The sequence below is a fragment of the Halomonas colorata genome (assembly GCF_014897985.1).
GTDB lineage: Bacteria > Pseudomonadota > Gammaproteobacteria > Pseudomonadales > Halomonadaceae > Vreelandella > Vreelandella colorata.
In genome coordinates, this window is the sequence record NZ_JABUZA010000002.1 from 97,631 (window position 1) to 115,483 (window position 17,853).

Sequence of the window (17,853 nt, forward strand, 5' to 3'; positions counted from 1 at the left end):
CTCAAGGCCCCAGTAAGCGTCGTTCCAACGCTTTAAACATAGTGGCTAACCACGGCCATAGAAATGCACTGATTAATGACGGTATTAAAAAGGATAGGTGTATCGAGAACTCACCGGTCAACGTACGCAGCCACTGTTCGACCAGCTGTACCAAGCCGAGCAGTACCAGTACGAGAACTGACTGCTGAACCAGCGAGTAGGCACGAAAACGTGGATATACCAGGGCGCATAGAAAGGCTAGCAGCGACAAAATCAGAGCATGCTGACCAAGCGATGTGCCCTCAATCAAGTCCAGAAGCACCCCGAGTATGAATCCGTGAAAAACACCTACCCGATCAGGCGCACGCATACACCAATAGATCAGCATTAAGCCGATCCATTCAGGGCGATATACTTGCCATCCTTCGGCGAGCGGCATCACTTGCAGGCAAAGCGCCAGAACAAGGCTAAACCACACGACTATCAGCGGCACTACAGGAACACGCGCCATTAGCGATCCTCCTGAGCGTCGTCTGGCTCAATCGGGGCAAGCCGCTGGGCTGCGTGTATGGCATCGGCTGAGATATCCATGGACTCATCCCAAATGGGGTCGTCGACGTCTTCACGCGGCGGTGGGAATAACAGCAGAAAATGGCGGGCACGCTGCAACTGCGCCGTTGGCTCAGCGGTAACCCGGGCAAACGGCTGCCCGGGGTCGTGATAAACCTCAGTGACTCTCGCAACGGGATACCCCGGCGGAAAACGCCCTGCCAGCCCCGACGTGGTTAACAGGTCGCCTTCGCGAATATCGGCTGTATCAGGCACATGGAGTACATTAACGCTGCCGTAGCGCCCGGCTCCCTGCACAATAAAGCGCAAGCCATTACGGTTAATTTGAACCGGAAGCGCATGGCTTGCATCGGCCAATAACAGTACCCGGCTGGAGTACGCCGACACTGCAGTTACTTGCCCGACAAGGCCAGACGCATCGATGACCGGCTGCCCTACGTACGCCCCATTACGATGCCCACGATCGATCACCATTTGATGACTAAACGGGTCGTTATCCAACGATAGTAGTTCAGCGGTAATATACGGAATACGACGCCGCTCGCCGGCTTTAAGCAATTGGCGCAGCTCGGTATTTTCAGCCGTCAAATTAGCTAGTCGCTGACCTCGGTGAGATAGCGTCAGAATTTGTTCGCGCAGCCGACGATTTTCATCGACCAAAGCCTGCTGATCAGACAGCGCAAGCGCGCCCCAATTCAACAAGTCGCTAGGCACGCTAACAACCCATTGAACAGGCGCAACAACCATCGTCATTTGAGCGCGCACGTCTTCCATACGTGTAAAACGATGGTCGGCAAACATCAAGATGCTTGCCGCCAACACGCAAAAAAACAGCCGGTAGCCCGGCAGCGGCCCGTGTGAAAATAGCGGTTTAATAGGCAATCCCCCGCGATAAACCGCTAAACGTTAGTCGCTCGACAGCAGCTCAAAGGTATGCTGATCGATCATTTCAAGCGCTTTACCGCCACCACGCGCAACACAGGTAAGCGGATCTTCTGCCACAATCACCGGCAAACCGGTTTCTTCAGCAATCAGCTTATCCAGATCACGCAGCAGTGCACCGCCACCTGTAAGCACTAAACCGCGCTCAGCAATATCGGAGGCAAGCTCGGGAGGAGACTGCTCAAGCGCGCTTTTAACGGCGGCCACAATCGAGCCAAGCGTTTCCTGCAGCGCCTCTAAAATTTCATGGGAGTTCAGCGTAAAGCTACGCGGGATCCCTTCTGCTAAATTGCGGCCGCGTACGTCGATTTCACGCAGTTCGCCACCGGGATAGGCGCAGCCAATCTCTTCCTTGATTCGCTCAGCCGTGGCTTCGCCAATCAAACTGCCGTAGTGGCGTCGCACATACGCGGTGATCGCCTCATCGAAACGGTCACCGCCTACGCGGATCGATTCTGAATAGACCACGCCATTGAGCGAAATAATGGCAATTTCAGTGGTACCACCACCAATATCCACCACCATGGAACCCTGCGCTTCCTCAACCGGCAGGCCAGCGCCTATGGCGGCAGCCATAGGCTCTTCGATAAGAAACACTTCGCGGGCGCCAGCCCCTTCAGCCGATTCTCGGATCGCGCGACGCTCAACCTGCGTAGACATACACGGCACGCAAACTAATACGCGCGGGCTAGGCGTCAGAAAGGTACTCTGGTGCACTTTGCGAATAAAATGCTGAAGCATCTGCTCGGTGACGGTAAAGTCGGCGATAACACCGTCTTTCATTGGCCGGATGGCGGTAATATTGCCAGGCGTACGTCCCAACATACGCTTCGCGTCAGCACCTACCGATGCAACGCTACGCATATTGCCAGACTGGCGAATGGCGACTACGGACGGTTCATCGAGAACGATGCCACGACCGCGTACATAAATCAGTGTGTTGGCCGTACCCAAGTCGATCGACAGATCGCTGGAAAACAGCCCCCTCAAACGTTTGAACATGGATGTTGTTACCTAGTGCAGACCGGGAACCTGTGCGGATGCAAACGGTATCACCGCAACCCCCCGGCAGCAAGCACGAGTCGCGCTGAACACTGCCCGTGAAGGCCAAGATGTGGTACCTTTTGCGGCTATTTTCCACGTCTGTTACAGAAGACGATTTTTTCGATGACAGACTGTATACCGCACAAAGCGGAATACGTTCCATCACGTTTTAGCGAGGACTTTTCGATCATGGCGCTTGAAGAATCTCATGTGCGCCGGGCCGCACACCTGGCCCGACTCGCCGTCAGCGATGACCAAGCCACCGGTTTTGTCGACGATCTAAGCCGCATTCTGGACATGGTAGACCAACTTCAAAGCATTGATACAGAAGGCGTTTCTCCACTCTCTCACCCGCTGGACGCAACTCAGCGCCTGCGTGCGGACGAAGTCACAGAAACCAACCAGCGCGATGCGTTTCAACGCTGTGCGCCAGCCGTGGAAAACGGCTTGTATCTGGTTCCTCGTGTTGTTGAATAAGCAAGTCCCGGGCTTTCCAGGCGCAGTTTCAACACTTCTCTTTCGTTCTCGAACGGAGCTTTCGGGTCATGCATGATAAAACTTTAACGCAACTCGCCACCGCCTTAAAAAGTGGTGAGTTTTCCAGTCGCGAGCTGACCTCGCACTATTTACAAAAAATTGAGAAGGCCGACGGCACGCTCAATAGCTTTATTACCGTGACCGGCGAACAGGCACTCAATCAAGCAGAAGAAGCCGATAAAGCGCGCGCCGCGGGTAACGCGGGGCTGCTTACCGGCATTCCGCTGGCGCTCAAGGATATTTTTTGTACCCGCGATGTAAAAACCAGCTGCGGCTCCAAAATGCTGGATAATTTTATCGCTCCTTACGATGCCACGGTCGTTGAAAAGCTTAACGCGGCGGGCACGATCAGCTTGGGTAAAACCAATATGGATGAGTTCGCGATGGGCTCTTCCAATGAAAACAGCCATTACGGCGCGGTTAAAAATCCCTGGGATTTAACCGCGGTGCCGGGAGGCAGCTCAGGCGGAAGTGCCGCGGCGGTAGCCGCAGGCCTTGTACCGGCCGCCATGGGTACCGATACCGGCGGTTCGATCCGTCAGCCGGCGGCGTTTTGCGGCATTACCGGCTTGAAGCCCACCTATGGGCGCGTTTCGCGCTATGGCATCATTGCCTACGCTTCAAGCCTGGACCAGGCTGGCCCAATGGCACGCAGTGCCGAAGACTGCGCCCACCTGATGAACGTGATTGCCGGGCACGACGTGCGCGACTCCACCAGCGTTGCCCGCGGCGTACCGGACTATACCGAAACGCTGAACGCCCCCCTCTCAGGCCTTAAAATTGGCCTGCCGAAAGAGTATTTTGGCGACGGGTTAGACCCCGAAGTAGAAAAAGCCGTACGCGATGCGGTGAAAGTCTATGAATCATTAGGCGCAACGGTGCGCGAAGTGAGCTTGCCGCATACCCACTATGCGATTCCGGCCTACTACGTTATCGCCCCGGCGGAAGCCTCCTCCAACCTGTCGCGTTACGACGGCGTGCGCTTTGGCCACCGCTGTAAAGACCCCGTCGACCTGATCGATCTTTACAAGCGCAGCCGCGCGGAAGGCTTTGGTGAAGAGGTCAAGCGGCGGATTCTGATTGGCACCCATACCCTGTCAGAGGGCTTCTTTGACGCTTACTACACCAAAGCGCAAAAAGTACGCCGCCTTATTCGCCAGGACTTCCTCGACGTTTTTGAAGACGTTGATGTGCTCATGGGCCCGGCCTCGCCAACCCCGGCATTTGACCTGGGCGCCAAAAAAGACCCAGTTTCGATGTACCTGCAGGATATCTACACCATCGCTGTGAACCTGGCGGGTATTCCCGGCATCAGCGTTCCAGCAGGCTTTGCAGGTGGCCGCCCCATAGGTCTACAGATTCTGGGCACACATTTTGCCGAAGCGCAGCTTTTAAACGTGGCGCATCAGTATCAGCAAGCGACTGACTGGCACCTTCAACTTCCTGCTTTCGCCGAGGAGAACGCCTAATGCAATGGGAAACCGTAATTGGGCTTGAAGTCCACGTTCAGCTCGCGACCCGCTCCAAGATTTTTTCCGGCGCCTCAACCGCGTTTGGCGCTGAGCCCAACACCCAGGCGTGCGCGGTTGATCTGGGGCTTCCCGGAACACTGCCGGTACTCAACGAGCAGGCCGTGGCCATGGCCGTTCAGTTTGGATTGGCGGTACATGCCGATATCGCCGAAGTCTCGGTGTTTGATCGTAAAAACTACTTTTACGCTGACCTGCCCAAGGGCTATCAGACCAGCCAGATGTACCACCCCATCGTCGGCCCGGGTGACGTGGATATCACCCTGGATGACGACACCACCAAGCGTATCCGCATCCACCACGCCCACCTAGAAGAGGATGCCGGCAAGTCGCTGCATGAAGACTTCCTGGGCATGACTGGTATTGATTTGAACCGTGCTGGTACGCCGCTTCTGGAAATCGTCTCCGAGCCGGACATGCGCAGCGCCAAGGAAGCGGTGGCGTATCTCAAGGCGATCCATGCCATCGTGACCTATCTGGGCATTTCCGATGGCAACATGGCCGAAGGCTCCATGCGCTGCGACGTCAACGTCTCGGTACGCCCCAAGGGGCAGGAAGCCTTCGGCACGCGGGCCGAGATCAAGAACGTCAACTCGTTCCGCTTTGTCGAGCGTGCGATCGCGTTTGAAGTAGAGCGCCAGATTGAGCTGATTGAAGACGGCGGCACGGTGGTTCAGGAAACCCGCCTGTTTGATCCTGAGCGCGACGAAACTCGCAGCATGCGTACCAAAGAGGAAGCTAACGACTATCGCTACTTCCCCTGCCCGGACCTGCTTCCCGTCGTGCTCGATGAAGCCTATCTGGATCACTTGCGCAGCCAGCTGCCTGAATTGCCCGCCGACAAGCGCGAGCGCTTCCAAAGTGAACTGGGCCTGTCGGCTTACGATGCCGCCGTGCTATCGGCCAGTCGGGAAATGGCTGAGTTCTTCGAGGAAGTGCATCACGTGTGTGGTGATGCCAAGCAGGCCGCCAACTGGGTGCAGGGCGAGCTTTCCGGCGCGCTCAATCGTGAGAATCTGAGTATCAATAACAGCCCGATCTCGGCGCGCCAGCTGGGCGACCTGCTAAGCCGGGTGATTGACGGCACGATCAACGGCAAAGCCGCCAAGCAGGTCTTCCAAGCACTGTGGAACGGCCAGGGCGAAAATGCCGATGCGATCATCGAAGCCAAAGGCCTCAAGCAGGTCACGGACACCGGCGCGATTGAAGCCATGATCGACCAGGTGATCACCGAAAGCCCGGCCCAGGTGGCCCAGTATCGTGATGCCGAGCCTGAGAAACGCGGCAAGATGATCGGCTACTTTGTGGGTCAGGTGATGAAAGCCTCACGCGGCACGGCAAACCCGCAGCAGGTTAACGGCGTGCTGATAGCGAAGCTTGACGCTCTCCTGTAAGCCTATCGCTATTGTGTTCGCGTAATAAAACGGGCTGCCTTCATTCAGGCAGCCCGTTTTAGTCAGTGTCGCACTATAGTTGCCAGAAAATGCTAAGCCAGTTGGCTGGGTGACGTATAGCGCTTTAGCTGCGCGCAGCCCGCCGCCCAAACGTCCGCCTCTAACTCAGCAATACCCGCAGTGGCGAAGCCCAACCCCTGCCCAAACCTGCCGTCTACCAGAAGCTCCGTCAGGTTGCCTACCAGCGGCATATGGCTCACCAACATGGTAAGCGCGCTTTCCGGCTGGCTTAACAGCCAATCACATACCTCGGCCGGGTCGTCCTCGGGCGTGATAAAGTCCAACGTATTGAGCGGGCAACCCAATGCATCAGCAATAATGCCCGCCGTTTGCTGGGCGCGCGCATAGGGGCTTGCGTAAAGAATGGGCAAGGCAAGCTCTCCTTTTGCCCTACGCGTCATAAGCCAACGCGCCATGCGAGCGGCCTCATTTTCACCCTGCGGCGTCAGTACCCGCTGGCTATCAGGAAAACCTGGCGCGGCCTCCCCGTGGCGCATAATCAATAAGCTACTCATGCCAGCCTCGGTTATCCAGATGCGCCTGCTGCACGGCCTCACGGGGCAGAATGAACTCCACGTCGCTGCTCTGCTCGCCCATCATGAGAGTACGCGCCATATCCTGCGCAGGAACACCGTCGAACAAGACATGATAAAGCCCTTCGGCAAGCGGCATATAGACGTCTAGCTCTTTCGCCTTGGCGCAAACCAGCTTAACCGTATTGACGCCTTCAGCTACCTGGCCCAGGGCAGCGATAGCCTCTTCCAGACTGCGCCCTTCTCCCATGGCATAGCCCACGCGGTAGTTACGCGAAAGATTGGATGAGCAGGTAACAATCAAATCGCCGACTCCCGCCAAACCCAAAAAGGTCATAGGATTGGCGCCTTCGGCGACGGCGAAGCGGCTCATTTCCGCCAATGCCCGGGTCATCAGCATGCTGCGAGTGTTTTCGCCCATGCCCAATGCTGCGGCCATGCCGGCGGCAATCGCATAAATATTTTTAAGCGCCCCACCAAGCTCGACGCCATGGCGGTCATCACTGGCATACACGCGAAAATAGCGGCAGCCCAGCGCCTGCTGTACCCGGGTACGGGTAAGCGCATCGGCGCTGGCAATCACCGTGGCGGTTAGCTGCTTATCGGCAATTTCAGACGCCAGATTAGGCCCGGCGATCACCCCGATATGGGGAAAACCTGTCTCCTCGGTTAGCACCTGACTCATGAGCAAAAAGCTGTCCTGCTCAATGCCTTTAGTGGTGCTTACAAGAATTTGTTGCGCCGTGAGCCATGGCTTTGCAGCCTGGACCACGCTGCGAAATGCTTTTGAGGGGATCGCAATCAATACCAGCTCAGCGTTTTCTAACGCCGAGCGCAAATCGGTTGTGGCCTGCACTGCAGGGTTAATCGCGTAGTGCGGCAAATAGCGGCCATTGCGATGCTCCTGATTAATTTGCGCCACGAGCGCTTCATCGCGCATCCATTGACGCACATGGGCACCGTTATCCGCCGCGATGCTTGCCAAGGCAGTGCCAAAACTGCCCCCACCCAGCACCGCGACCTTGATTTGCTGCTCAGCCATAAGGATGTCCTAAAGTCTCGTGAAAGCGTACTCGCTATTTTACCAAAACTAACAGCCTATTTTCTTAACACAAACGGCCCGTCTGGGAATCCAAACGGGCCGTTATTTTCCAAACGCGTCGTGTTAAGCAGTCAATACGCTGTTCAGGCGCTTAACGTAAGCGGCAGGGTCATCTAAATGACCGCCTTCGGCAATAATCGCCTGATCCAGCAGAATATGCGCCAGCTGACCAAACAGATCACCTTCCGAGCTTTCAAGGCGGGCGACCAGCGGGTGCTCCGGGTTAAGCTCCAAGATGGGCTTCACTTCAGGCAGCGGCTGCCCAGCGGCTTCCATGATGCGACGCATTTGGTAACCCATCTCATGCTCAGGCAGTACCACACAGGCAGGCGAGTCGGTTAAACGGTGCGTGACTTTGACTTCCTGCACACCGTCGCTCAGCGCTTCTTTTACCCGTTTGACCAGGTCTTCCTTGGCCTTGGCGGTCTCTTCCTGCGCTTTTTTCTCGGCTTCATCTTCCACGTCGCCAAGATCCAGCTCGCCTTTGGCCACATCTGCAAAGGATTTACCGTCAAACTCGGTCAGGTGGCTCATCAGCCACTCATCAATACGGTCAGACAGCAGCAGTACTTCGATGCCTTTCTTACGGAAGATTTCCAGGTGCGGGCTGTTCTTCGCAGCATTGAAGCTATCCGCCACCACGTAGTAAATCTTCTTCTGGCCTTCTTTCATCCGCTCGACGTAGTCAGCGAGCGATTGCTCCTGGGCCGACGTATCGGTATGGGTGGACGCAAAGCGCAGCAGGCCGGCGACTTTCTCGCGGTTGGCGGCGTCTTCACCCGGGCCTTCTTTCAACACGCTACCAAACGTGTTCCAGAACGTCTGATACTGCTCGCTCTCCTTAGACAGTTTTTTAAGCATATCCAGCGCACGTTTGGTAAGCGCCCCTTTGATCTTGTCGACCTTGGGATCCTGCTGGAGAAGCTCGCGAGAGACGTTGAGCGACAGGTCGCGCGTATCCAGCACGCCTTTGATAAAGCGCAGGTAAAGCGGCAGGAACTGTTCAGCGTCGTCCATGATAAACACGCGCTGGACATAAAGCTTGACGCCACGGGCGCCATCACGCTCGTACATATCAAACGGCGCACGGCCCGGCACGTACAGTAGGCTGGTGTACTCAAGCTTGCCTTCTACCTTGTTATGGCTCCAGGTAAGCGGGTCGCTAAAGTCGTGGGCAACGTGCTTGTAAAATGCCTTGTACTCGTCATCAGAAACCTCGCTCTTGGGGCGCGCCCAGAGTGCGGTGGCTTCGTTAACGGTTTCCCAGGTGGTCACTTCGCTGCCTTCGATGTCGTTGCCTTCATCGTCTTTGGCAGTTTCAGTCTTGGGCATGCGCACCGGCACTTCAATATGATCAGAGTACTTGCGCACCAGGCTTTGCAAACGATAGTCGTCGGCAAACTCTTTGGCGTCGTCTTTCAGGTGAAGAATAATTTCGGTGCCGTGAACTTCACGCTCAATATCGGCAACGGTGAATTCGCCTTCACCCTTGGAGCGCCACTCAACGCCTTCTGATGCGTCGGTACCAGCTTTACGGGTACGCACGGCGACTTCATCAGCGACGATGAAGCCTGAGTAGAAGCCAACACCAAACTGTCCGATAAGCTTGGCATCTTTTTGTTGCTCGCCGGACATCTGCTTGAGAAACTCCGCCGTGCCGGAGCGCGCAATCGTACCCAGGTTAGCGATGACGTCTTCGCGGTTCATGCCAATGCCGTTATCACGCAGCGTCACGGTATTGGCTTCGCGATCATGCTCGATTTCAATGCGCAGCTCGCTATCGCCTTCGTACAGCGCATCGTTATCCAGCGCGGCGTAGCGTAATTTATCGCAGGCATCCGCGGCGTTAGAGATAAGCTCGCGTAAGAAAATCTCCCGGTTTGAATACAGGGAGTGAATCATCAGGTTGAGAAGTTGCTTAACTTCCGTCTGGAAGCCTAACGTCTCTTCGTGAGTCGCCGTTGTCATGCGCTTAGCCCTCATCAATCACGTTTGTTTAGTGTTCCTGCCTGCCGTGAGACAGGAACGAAAAATCTGTGAAGTGAATATGGGGATAAGCAGAGCGATTTCAAGAAGGTGAGTGTTGAGAAGTCGCAATATCGATATCACCGTCTTTCCAGGCACGGTAATCCGCCAAGCGTTGATCGATACGATTAAGCAGCCAGCCGACAATCAAGACATCGTCAACCAGGCCTATGAATACGAGAAAATCTGGGATTAAATCGAACGGCATTGCAAGATAGGCAAGCGCGAGCGCCATCATACCAAACGCAGACCAGGGGATGGGACGAAAGCGGCCACTGACCACATCACGCGTCATGGGAATAAACAGCTTTAAGGCTCGCCCAATACGCTTTACCGCCCAAACTCGGGACTTAAGTCGACGAAATAACCACCAAGTGGATAATCGGGCCATCGTAATTGAATCCTCCAAGTGTCACGATTGTCTGAACAATTTTTATCCATTTAGTTCACTATAGCGGCTGTTAACCCGTTAGCGATCAAGAGAGAGTGTCATGCAGGCATCGTCATTCAAATCCCCTTTTCGCACCCTTTGCGCGGCTCTACTGGTGGGCATACCCACGGCGTCCTGGGCCGCATCCGACAGCGCGATGCGCGATGCGCTGGAAGCGGCTCGGCAAGAGCAATGGAGCCGCGTCGATGAGCGCGCCATTGAAGGCCATATCCTGAATGGCTATGTCGAGTATCACCGGCTGCGCAATCGGCTACCCAACGTCTCGCCCGCTCAGGTGCAAGGCTTTATCGACCAGCATAACGACTCGCCGCTTTCTGAGTGGCTGCGCGGTCAGGCTATTGCGAAGTACGGGAATGCCGGGCGCTATAGTGACCTGATGAGCGTTGCCGATGGTGAGCCCGCGGGCACAGCTCGTCAGTGCTACTACTATACGGCCCTGCTGGATTCTCAGCCGCAACAGGCAGCCACCGCAGGGCTTGCGCTATGGCTTGAAGGCAAATCGCAACCCGATGCGTGCGACCCGCTGTTTAATCGCCTGCGTGCCAACGGCACTATTGATTCAACGGCTATCTGGGAACGTAAAATGCTTGCCTGGCAGTCTGGTGAAGGCCGCTTGTCAGCCTATTTAAACGGGCAGCTTAATAGCCAATGGCAAACCGCTATCGACACCGCCGATAACGTTGATGCCAACATTCGAGCCGTCGCATCGGCGCCCGCCTGCCTGGGCCCTGAGTGTGCGGCCACGGCGAGTTTTTACAAAGCCGCCATGCAGCGCTTTACTCGGGACGATACGCCCGCAGCGCTCAACGCCTGGCAAACCATGGCCCAGGGGTTGAACCTGCTTCCCAGCGACCAGCAGGTCATTGAAGAAGAGCTTGCGTTTTATGCTCTGGTGCGCGAAGTGCCCGGCACCTTAGGCTGGGTGGATAGCGTGCTCCCCTCCCTGGAAAGCGAGCGCGTTCTGGAACTTCGTGTGCGTCGCGCCCTGGCCGCACGCCAGTGGCAGGACGTACTGCACTGGATAGCCGAAATGCCGGCAAGCCAGCAGGAAAATAGCCGCTGGCAGTACTGGCTGGCGCGTGCCAATGAGCAGCTGGGCAATCAGGACGCGGCGATGGCCCGCTACCGCCAGGCCGCCACCGATCGAAGCTTTTTTGGCTTTGCAGCGGCCGAAAAACTCGGCCAGCCTTACCAGTTGAATCTTGAACGCAATCATTTCGACGAAGCCTCGCGCGAGCATACCGCACGGCTTCCCGTAGTACAGCGCACCGAAGCCTTACTGCGTATTGGTGAAGATGGCTTGGCTAATAGCGAGTGGTTGTTTGCAGTGCAAAACGGCTCTCCTCAGCAGGCGCGCGCACTGGCTGATTATGCCGCACATCAACAGTGGCATGCGCGCTTGGTGCAGACCACTATTGCAGGCGGCATGTGGGACGCCCTTGATTGGCGCTTCCCTGAGGCTTATCGGGATAGCTTTTTACACTGGGGCCGCCAAACCGGCGTTGACCCTTACCTGCTGATGGCGATTACCCGTCGGGAAAGCGCATACAACCCTGAGGCCTTGTCCCCCGCTGGCGCACGCGGCCTAATGCAGCTCATGCCGGGTACCGCAAGCCTGGTAAGCCGCCAGCTGGGTATCAATGACCCTGGCCCGTACGGCGTTCTGGATCCAGAGCTTAATATTCGCTTAGGCAGCACCTACCTGCGCGATAAGCTGAACCGCTACCAAGGCAACCGATTAGCCGCTGCCGCCGCTTATAACGCGGGCCCAGGGCGCGTGGACCAGTGGCTGGGCAACGGCATGGAATCGTTTGATTTATTTGTCGAAAGCATTCCTTTCCGGGAAACGCGTGACTATGTGCAGGCAGTGCTCAGCTACCGGGTGATTTTTGAAAGCCTGGCCAATGGCGGCAACAGCGAAGGCGTTACACTACTCAATGAAAACGAACAGCAGGTACGTTACGACCGAGCACTGCTAGCCCGCCGCTAGCACATCGATTGAAAGCACAAGAATTGAAAGCACATGGTTTGAAAATACAGGGTTTAAAAGTACATGGCTTGAAGCGCCCGGCTAGACCGGGCGCTGCTCCAGCGCCAGGCGCACCCCAAACGCAATCAGCACGGCCCCCGTGGCGGCATTTAGCGTCTGTGCAAAGCGCACACTGGCAAGCCATCGGCTGGCACCTCCCACCATAAACACCACGCCAATTTGCCAGATATTGGCAATCACAAAGTGCACACCTGCCAACCACAGCGATTTGATTAGTGCCGGGTCGCCTGGAGCGATAAACTGCGGCAAAAAAGCCATATAGAAAATGACGGTTTTGGGGTTAAGCACATTGGAGAGCACGCCCTCTTTAATCGGCTGCCAGGGCGAAACAGACGCTGCGGCCCCCATGGCGCCCTTAACCGGCAAGGGCTGCCCGCGTCGAGCGGCCATGAGGCTTGTGATACCCAGCCATACCAGATAGCCCGCCCCCGCAAGCTTCAGCACATGAAACGCCCAGGCCGATTGCAGCAGAATCAGAGAAATGCCCAGCGCCGAAATCGTCGCGTGGACAAATAGCCCACAGCAGATCGCAATACTCGTGGCCACGCCGTCGCGAATTCCTCCCCGTGCGGTATTGCGGATGACAAGCAAGGTGTCCACTCCAGGGGTAATTGATAGCAGCGTAATAGCAATCAAAAAAGGCACAAACTGCGAATCCAACAGGCTTACTGGCGACATACAGGCGCACTCGATAAGGAATAAAGAAACGTTAGATCGTCACTGGACGACCCGTTTTTTTGCATCTACATTGATTTTGGCGGGCAGACAGCATTTCTATCCGTCTAATTATAAGCACGTTAAGGAAACGACAATGGCAACTGGTACAGTCAAGTGGTTCAACGATACAAAAGGTTATGGCTTCATCTCTCCTGATGATGGCAGCGACGACCTTTTTGCCCACTTCTCAGAAATTCAGGCTGAAGGCTTCAAGACCCTGCAGGATGGTCAGAAAGTCAGCTTTGAGGTAACTCAGGGTAAAAAAGGCCTTCAGGCGTCTAACATTCGCCTTGCCTAAAAGCAGCCGAATGTAGCAAGGCCCGCCTAGGCGGGCCTTTTTGTACGTGCTTACCTACTGACTAATTAGTCTGATTAGTCGTTTCTGTTTCTGTTGCGTCTGCGTCTGCGTCTGCGTCTGCGTCTGCGTCTGCGTCTGCGTCTGCGTCTGCGTCTGCGTCTGCGTCTGCGTCTGCGTCTTCACTCAGAATAGCGCCTCGGCTACGACTATCATCATGTTCACGTTCAATTTCTTTGAACTGCTCTTCAAGACGTTTCTGAGCTTCCTCAAAACGCCGCTCAGTGTCTTCAATCAGGGCGTCAACATCGGTCGCTTCCAGGTTATCTTCCAGCCGTGGGTTTTCCGGCAGGCTGCTTTCCACTTCCCAATCGGTTGAGAACGTATCTTCATCAAAAGCATCCGGCTCAACCGCCTGCTGCTCTACTTCTTCAAACTGCTCGTTCAATCGACGCTGAGCTTCCTCGAAACGCTGCTCGGTCTCCTCAATCATCTGATCCACATCGGAACGGGTCGCTTCCCCAGGCATCGCGCCGCCCTCTTCCAATACATCATCGGGGTCGGCTGCCAACGTATCCTCATTTGCCTCTACTTCTTGCAGGGACTCATCAGCGCTAACGGGGTCTTCTTGGGTATCGCTGCGAAGCGCTTCGGCTCGCTCAAGCTCCTCTGCAGCCTGACGAGACTCAATATCATCTTCTACCTCATCAGGGCTTGGCATCTCGGCGGCATTCACAGCTGCTGCAGGCGCCTCTTCCTCTTGCACGACCTCGTCATCAGAAACCGACGAGGGCTCATCAAGCGTCACGCTGGACTCTTCTTGAGAATCGCCACATGCGCTAAGTAACAGTGCTAATGCGGCAAGCGCAGGCAGCCATAAACGATTTGTCATTAAATCCCTCTCCTTAAAAACTTTTAAAGGGCGGCAAGATCAGTGCCGAATCAGTGTCGATCGTTTGCCGATAATAGCGGGCAGTCCTCAGGCAATAATACGCGCAGAGCCAAGGGGACTACCTCAGCGCAAAAACGATCGTAGTGGCACGCCTCGCCATCCAGTGTTAACGGCCAGGCAGGATCCTCACGTCGCGTAGTGACGGTAAACTGGCTAGTTGTAAAATAACGCACGTACTCACCTTCAGCCGGAAAGTTCTGTAGTTCGTTAATCAGCGTCGGTAGCTCTGTCACGGAGCTGAAGTCTTTCACCAGCAGTACGTCCAAACGACCATCATCAAGCTTGGCACGCGGGGCAAGCACTTGCCCACCGCCTGATTGCCGGCCGTTACCCAGGGCCAATAAAAGCAGCGAAGCATCCTGCTCTTTGTCACCCCAGTGCAAGGTTCCGCAGTAGCTGCGATGCCGCCAGGCTTTAAGCGCTCCCATTAAAGAGTAGGCGCCCCCGCCCAGCATACGCTTGAGCGTTTTCGGCGTCGTCGACGTTATCTCCGCACCAAACCCGCCGGTCGTCATATTGACGTAATACTGGGTGACACTTTTGTCATTCGCTGCAGCCGTTACCCGAACAATATCGATCGGATAGGACGTTAAATTTCTGGCCGCCGCCAAGGCAGGGCCAGGCTCTAAAGGAAGACCCGTGGAGGTTGCAAAGTCGTTGGCACTGCCTAACGGAACGATCCCCAGTGCAGGCCGCTTGTCATGAGGAACGCGCATCAGCCCGTTCACCACTTCATTGACAGTACCATCGCCACCACAGGCAATAACATGGGTGATACCCATGTCGGCGGCCTGCTCGGCAAAAAGGGCTGCATCGCCGCCCTCCCAGGTAGAGCGAACGGTAATCGGCATCCCTGCCTCCCGCTGCTCTTCAACGGCTTCACGCAATGCCGGGTTCCCGGCTGACTTACCATTTACAATAAGTAAAAAACGCTGCTGTAAGTCTTTCACCAATGTATTCCCTTTCATGGTTGAGTCGCTGGTAAGGTTTATGCCAGCGCTTTTTCGACTACCTCGTACACATTAGAAGATAGTGGCTCTTGCTTGATACGCTCAAGCTGAGTACGCATTAACGACTGGCGCGTTTCATCAAACCGCTGCCAGCGCGTTAATGGGGTAATAAGCCGCGCCGCTATTTCAGGGTTCAAGCGATTGAGCTCAATAACCACATCGGCAAGTAATGCGTACCCTTGCCCATCCAAACGGTGGAAGTTGACTCGATTTTGCGCAAAAGCCCCGATCAGCGCACGCACTTTATTGGGGTTCTTGATGGAAAACGCCGGATGCTGCATCAAGAACTGTACGCGCTCCAGCACATCGCTCTGGGGCCGCGTCACCTGGATCGTAAACCACTGATCCATCACCAACGGATCATGCGCCCACTTTTCGCCAAAGGCTTTTAAAGCGGGCGAGGATAAATCGTCGCGATCGCTGTGTACAAGCAGAGTTAACGCATGACGCACATCGGTCATATTATGATCAGCCGCAAACTGCGCCTGACAAAATGCGATAGCCTGCTCTTCTTCAATCGACATCAAATAGCTAAGCGCTATGTTTTTGAGACTACGCTGGGCAATTTGTTCAGGAGTCGGCGCATAAGGCTCATCTGAGCGATTGGCTTCAAACGTAGCAGCAAACTCATCGCGAAGCGCCAACGCCAACGACTGGCGTACAAATTCCCGAGCAGCGTGAATCGCATCGACATCCACGATGGGCTGTTGCTCGGCAATATAGGCCTCAGATGGCAGCGTGAGCATTTCTGCGAGTACCGCTTTATCGGAAACCGGCCCTGTCAGAAGTATTCTAAACGCTTCGATAACGCGGGCATCCATGACTTTTTCAACGCCATTACGGTGCGCGGCAATCAAGTCATCCAACGCCAACATAGCCAAGCGCTGCCCCGCATCCCAGCGGTTGAAGCCGTCGCTGTCATGGGTGAGCAGAAACGCCAGCTCTTCACGCGAATAGGGGAAATGCAGCTTTACAGGGGCGGAAAAATCACGCAGCAGCGAGGGCACAGGCGCCTCGGCGACCTCGGTAAACACAAAAGTCTGCTCGTTATCACGCAGATTAATGACGGCGTCTTTACCCAGCGTCTCGCCTTCTAAAGTAAGCGCCAAATCCTGGCCAGACTTGGTACCCACCAGCCCCATACGTACCGGAATATGCAGCGGCTGTTTGGTGGTTTGCCCAGGTGTCGCCGGGGTACGCTGGCGAAGCGTTAAATGATACTCGCTCTTCACATAGTCATATTCGCCGTGGGCATCGATTTCTGGAGTGCCCGCCTGAGCATACCAACGCATAAACTGGCTTAGATCTTCACCGGAGGTATCCGCCATGCAGCCCACGAAGTCTTCGATGGTGACGGCCTGGCCGTCAAAGCGCTCAAAGTATTGATCGGCGCCACGCCGGAAATTGTCCCACCCCACCAGATTGCATAGCATGCGGACAACTTCAGCACCCTTTTCGTAAATCGTCAGGGTGTAAAAATTGGTGATTTCAATAAAATGATCCGGGCGAACTGGATGCGCTGTAGGACCCGCATCCTCGGCAAACTGCGCCGTACGGAAAAACGATACGTCCTGAATCCGCTTTACCGGCGCTGAATTGGTATCGGCGGAAAAACACTGATCACGAAAGACGGTGAATCCCTCTTTCAATGACAGCTGGAACCAGTCTCGGCAGGTAACGCGATTGCCCGACCAGTTATGAAAATATTCATGCGCCACAATGCCTTCAACATTTTGGAAGGTTGCATCGGTGGCGGTATGCGGGTGCGTCAACACAGCAGCGGAGTTAAAGATATTAAGCCCTTTATTCTCCATCGCGCCCATATTGAAATCGCTGACCGCCACGATCATAAACAGATCAAGGTCGTATTCACGGCCATAGGTCTGCTCATCCCACGCCATTGAACGCTTGAGCGAGGCCATGGCGTGTTCGGTTTTATCCAGATTGTCTTTTTCGACCCAGATTTGCAGCGTAACGTTACGCCCGCTCATGGTCGAAAAGCGATCCTCGACCTTGTGTAAATTGCCTGCAACAAGTGCAAACAGGTAACACGGTTTGGGGTGCGGGTCTTCCCAGGTTGCAAAATGACGGCCATTCTCAAGCTTACCGCTGTCCACGGGATTACCATTGGCCAACAAAACGGGCTCGCTTTCTTGATCACCAATTACCGTAACGGTGAAGGTCGCCATAACATCGGGACGGTCTGGGTAGAAGGTAATACGCCGAAAGCCTTCTGCTTCACATTGAGTGCAGTACATACCACTCGACTGATAAAGACCTTCAAGAGCAGTGTTGGTGCTGGGCGCAATTTCCACTTCGCTTTCAAGGCTAAAAGATGCCGGCACCTTGGGGATGCACAGGTTTTTTTCATTCAGTTGGTAATCGGCGTCGGTTAGCGGCGTGCCGTCTATGGCTAACGAGATCAGCGCCAGATGCTCGCCGTTGAGCACCAATGGCGTCTGGTCACTTACCTCGTCGTTACGCTCCATCAATAATCGTGCTTTTACACGGGTGGCGGCAGGGTCAAGATCAAACGTCAGCTCGGTATGGGTAACGCGGTAGGCGGGCGGCTGATAGTCGCTTAAATAAACCGGCTGCGGATCAGACATAGTGCTTGGCTCCTGTAATGAACGATAATTGTTAGTAGATGATAACCGGGGCAA

At 55.2% G+C, this 17,853-nt stretch carries 16 protein-coding genes; 5 read left to right on the forward strand and 11 right to left on the reverse strand.

The window, feature by feature from the left end; translation table 11 throughout:
* Position 1: 1 nt before the first annotated feature.
* Genes mreD through INT33_RS01655 form a run of 3 tightly spaced genes read right to left on the reverse strand, consistent with a single transcriptional unit; the run spans position 2 to position 2,493 of the window.
* Positions 2–490, reverse strand: a complete 489-nt coding sequence (mreD, locus tag INT33_RS01645) for a rod shape-determining protein MreD (protein WP_192537155.1) — start codon at positions 488–490, stop codon at positions 2–4.
* Complete coding sequence (gene mreC, locus INT33_RS01650) at positions 490–1,431, reverse strand: rod shape-determining protein MreC (RefSeq protein WP_192537154.1); 942 nt, start codon at positions 1,429–1,431, stop codon at positions 490–492. Before mreC ends, mreD begins: the two co-directional genes overlap by 1 nt.
* A gap of 24 nt (positions 1,432–1,455) precedes the next feature.
* On the reverse strand, positions 1,456–2,493 hold the full coding sequence (locus INT33_RS01655) for a rod shape-determining protein (protein WP_018915723.1): 1,038 nt from the start codon (positions 2,491–2,493) through the stop codon (positions 1,456–1,458).
* A 231-nt stretch (positions 2,494–2,724) separates the two neighbouring features.
* Between INT33_RS01655 and gatC the strand changes: the two genes are divergently transcribed.
* From gatC to gatB, 3 genes are all read left to right on the forward strand, one after another.
* Positions 2,725–3,012, forward strand: coding sequence for an Asp-tRNA(Asn)/Glu-tRNA(Gln) amidotransferase subunit GatC (gene gatC / locus INT33_RS01660; RefSeq protein ID WP_192537152.1), 288 nt, complete (start codon positions 2,725–2,727; stop codon positions 3,010–3,012).
* 68 nt (positions 3,013–3,080) lie between these two features.
* The gene (gene gatA / locus INT33_RS01665; RefSeq protein WP_192537150.1) at positions 3,081–4,541 is read left to right on the forward strand and encodes an Asp-tRNA(Asn)/Glu-tRNA(Gln) amidotransferase subunit GatA; all 1,461 of its coding nucleotides are present in this window, start codon (positions 3,081–3,083) and stop codon (positions 4,539–4,541) included.
* Positions 4,541–5,995 carry an Asp-tRNA(Asn)/Glu-tRNA(Gln) amidotransferase subunit GatB gene (gene gatB, locus INT33_RS01670; RefSeq protein WP_192537148.1) on the forward strand — a complete coding sequence of 485 codons (1,455 nt, stop codon included), beginning with the start codon at positions 4,541–4,543 and terminating at the stop codon, positions 5,993–5,995. Before gatA ends, gatB begins: the two co-directional genes overlap by 1 nt.
* A gap of 92 nt (positions 5,996–6,087) precedes the next feature.
* Here gatB and sixA read toward each other — a convergent pair whose 3' ends face one another.
* The 4 genes from sixA to INT33_RS01690 all read right to left on the reverse strand — a co-directional run bounded on the left by sixA (position 6,088) and on the right by INT33_RS01690 (position 10,106).
* Positions 6,088–6,570 carry a phosphohistidine phosphatase SixA gene (sixA, locus tag INT33_RS01675; protein ID WP_192537146.1) on the reverse strand — a complete coding sequence of 161 codons (483 nt, stop codon included), beginning with the start codon at positions 6,568–6,570 and terminating at the stop codon, positions 6,088–6,090.
* Positions 6,563–7,630 carry an NAD(P)H-dependent glycerol-3-phosphate dehydrogenase gene (locus INT33_RS01680; protein ID WP_192537144.1) on the reverse strand — a complete coding sequence of 356 codons (1,068 nt, stop codon included), beginning with the start codon at positions 7,628–7,630 and terminating at the stop codon, positions 6,563–6,565. Before INT33_RS01680 ends, sixA begins: the two co-directional genes overlap by 8 nt.
* A 123-nt stretch (positions 7,631–7,753) precedes the next feature.
* Positions 7,754–9,658, reverse strand: coding sequence for a molecular chaperone HtpG (gene htpG, locus INT33_RS01685; RefSeq protein ID WP_192537142.1), 1,905 nt, complete (start codon positions 9,656–9,658; stop codon positions 7,754–7,756).
* Positions 9,659–9,758: 100 nt separating this feature from the next.
* On the reverse strand, positions 9,759–10,106 hold the full coding sequence (locus INT33_RS01690; protein WP_026285557.1) for a YkvA family protein: 348 nt from the start codon (positions 10,104–10,106) through the stop codon (positions 9,759–9,761).
* Positions 10,107–10,206: 100 nt separating this feature from the next.
* On the opposite strand from INT33_RS01690, the gene INT33_RS01695 reads away from it, so the two are divergent.
* Positions 10,207–12,156: a transglycosylase SLT domain-containing protein gene (locus INT33_RS01695; RefSeq protein ID WP_193090953.1), complete on the forward strand. Its 1,950-nt coding sequence runs from the start codon at positions 10,207–10,209 to the stop codon at positions 12,154–12,156.
* Between the two features lie 81 nt (positions 12,157–12,237).
* On the opposite strand, the gene INT33_RS01700 is transcribed toward INT33_RS01695, so the two are convergent.
* Positions 12,238–12,894, reverse strand: coding sequence for a LysE family translocator (locus INT33_RS01700; protein ID WP_192537138.1), 657 nt, complete (start codon positions 12,892–12,894; stop codon positions 12,238–12,240).
* A gap of 133 nt (positions 12,895–13,027) precedes the next feature.
* Between INT33_RS01700 and INT33_RS01705 the strand changes: the two genes are divergently transcribed.
* On the forward strand, positions 13,028–13,231 hold the full coding sequence (locus INT33_RS01705) for a cold-shock protein (protein ID WP_018915713.1): 204 nt from the start codon (positions 13,028–13,030) through the stop codon (positions 13,229–13,231).
* 61 nt (positions 13,232–13,292) lie between these two features.
* On the opposite strand, the gene INT33_RS01710 is transcribed toward INT33_RS01705, so the two are convergent.
* From INT33_RS01710 to pepN, 3 genes are read right to left on the reverse strand one after another with little or no spacing between them, the layout of a single operon-like run.
* A complete protein-coding gene (locus tag INT33_RS01710) occupies positions 13,293–14,120 on the reverse strand; it encodes a hypothetical protein (protein ID WP_193090954.1) in 828 nt (275 codons plus the stop codon).
* A gap of 50 nt (positions 14,121–14,170) precedes the next feature.
* Positions 14,171–15,130, reverse strand: coding sequence for a lipid kinase YegS (yegS, locus tag INT33_RS01715; protein WP_192537126.1), 960 nt, complete (start codon positions 15,128–15,130; stop codon positions 14,171–14,173).
* A 38-nt stretch (positions 15,131–15,168) separates the two neighbouring features.
* Positions 15,169–17,799 carry an aminopeptidase N gene (pepN, locus tag INT33_RS01720; RefSeq protein WP_192537120.1) on the reverse strand — a complete coding sequence of 877 codons (2,631 nt, stop codon included), beginning with the start codon at positions 17,797–17,799 and terminating at the stop codon, positions 15,169–15,171.
* Positions 17,800–17,853: the final 54 nt, after the last annotated feature.

What these genes read in the sequence shown, in the direction of transcription:
- mreD (WP_192537155.1), bottom strand. Translation starts at nt 490, where the DNA reads ATGGCGCGTGTTCCTGTAGTGCCGCTGATAGTCGTGTGGTTTAGCCTT.
- INT33_RS01695 (WP_193090953.1), top strand. Translation starts at nt 10,207, where the DNA reads ATGCAGGCATCGTCATTCAAATCCCCTTTTCGCACCCTTTGCGCGGCT.
- INT33_RS01680 (WP_192537144.1), bottom strand. Translation starts at nt 7,630, where the DNA reads ATGGCTGAGCAGCAAATCAAGGTCGCGGTGCTGGGTGGGGGCAGTTTT.
- INT33_RS01655 (WP_018915723.1), bottom strand. Translation starts at nt 2,493, where the DNA reads ATGTTCAAACGTTTGAGGGGGCTGTTTTCCAGCGATCTGTCGATCGAC.
- gatA (WP_192537150.1), top strand. Translation starts at nt 3,081, where the DNA reads ATGCATGATAAAACTTTAACGCAACTCGCCACCGCCTTAAAAAGTGGT.
- sixA (WP_192537146.1), bottom strand. Translation starts at nt 6,570, where the DNA reads ATGAGTAGCTTATTGATTATGCGCCACGGGGAGGCCGCGCCAGGTTTT.
- INT33_RS01700 (WP_192537138.1), bottom strand. Translation starts at nt 12,894, where the DNA reads ATGTCGCCAGTAAGCCTGTTGGATTCGCAGTTTGTGCCTTTTTTGATT.
- INT33_RS01690 (WP_026285557.1), bottom strand. Translation starts at nt 10,106, where the DNA reads ATGGCCCGATTATCCACTTGGTGGTTATTTCGTCGACTTAAGTCCCGA.
- htpG (WP_192537142.1), bottom strand. Translation starts at nt 9,658, where the DNA reads ATGACAACGGCGACTCACGAAGAGACGTTAGGCTTCCAGACGGAAGTT.
- gatC (WP_192537152.1), top strand. Translation starts at nt 2,725, where the DNA reads ATGGCGCTTGAAGAATCTCATGTGCGCCGGGCCGCACACCTGGCCCGA.
- gatB (WP_192537148.1), top strand. Translation starts at nt 4,541, where the DNA reads ATGCAATGGGAAACCGTAATTGGGCTTGAAGTCCACGTTCAGCTCGCG.
- pepN (WP_192537120.1), bottom strand. Translation starts at nt 17,799, where the DNA reads ATGTCTGATCCGCAGCCGGTTTATTTAAGCGACTATCAGCCGCCCGCC.
- INT33_RS01710 (WP_193090954.1), bottom strand. Translation starts at nt 14,120, where the DNA reads ATGACAAATCGTTTATGGCTGCCTGCGCTTGCCGCATTAGCACTGTTA.
- INT33_RS01705 (WP_018915713.1), top strand. Translation starts at nt 13,028, where the DNA reads ATGGCAACTGGTACAGTCAAGTGGTTCAACGATACAAAAGGTTATGGC.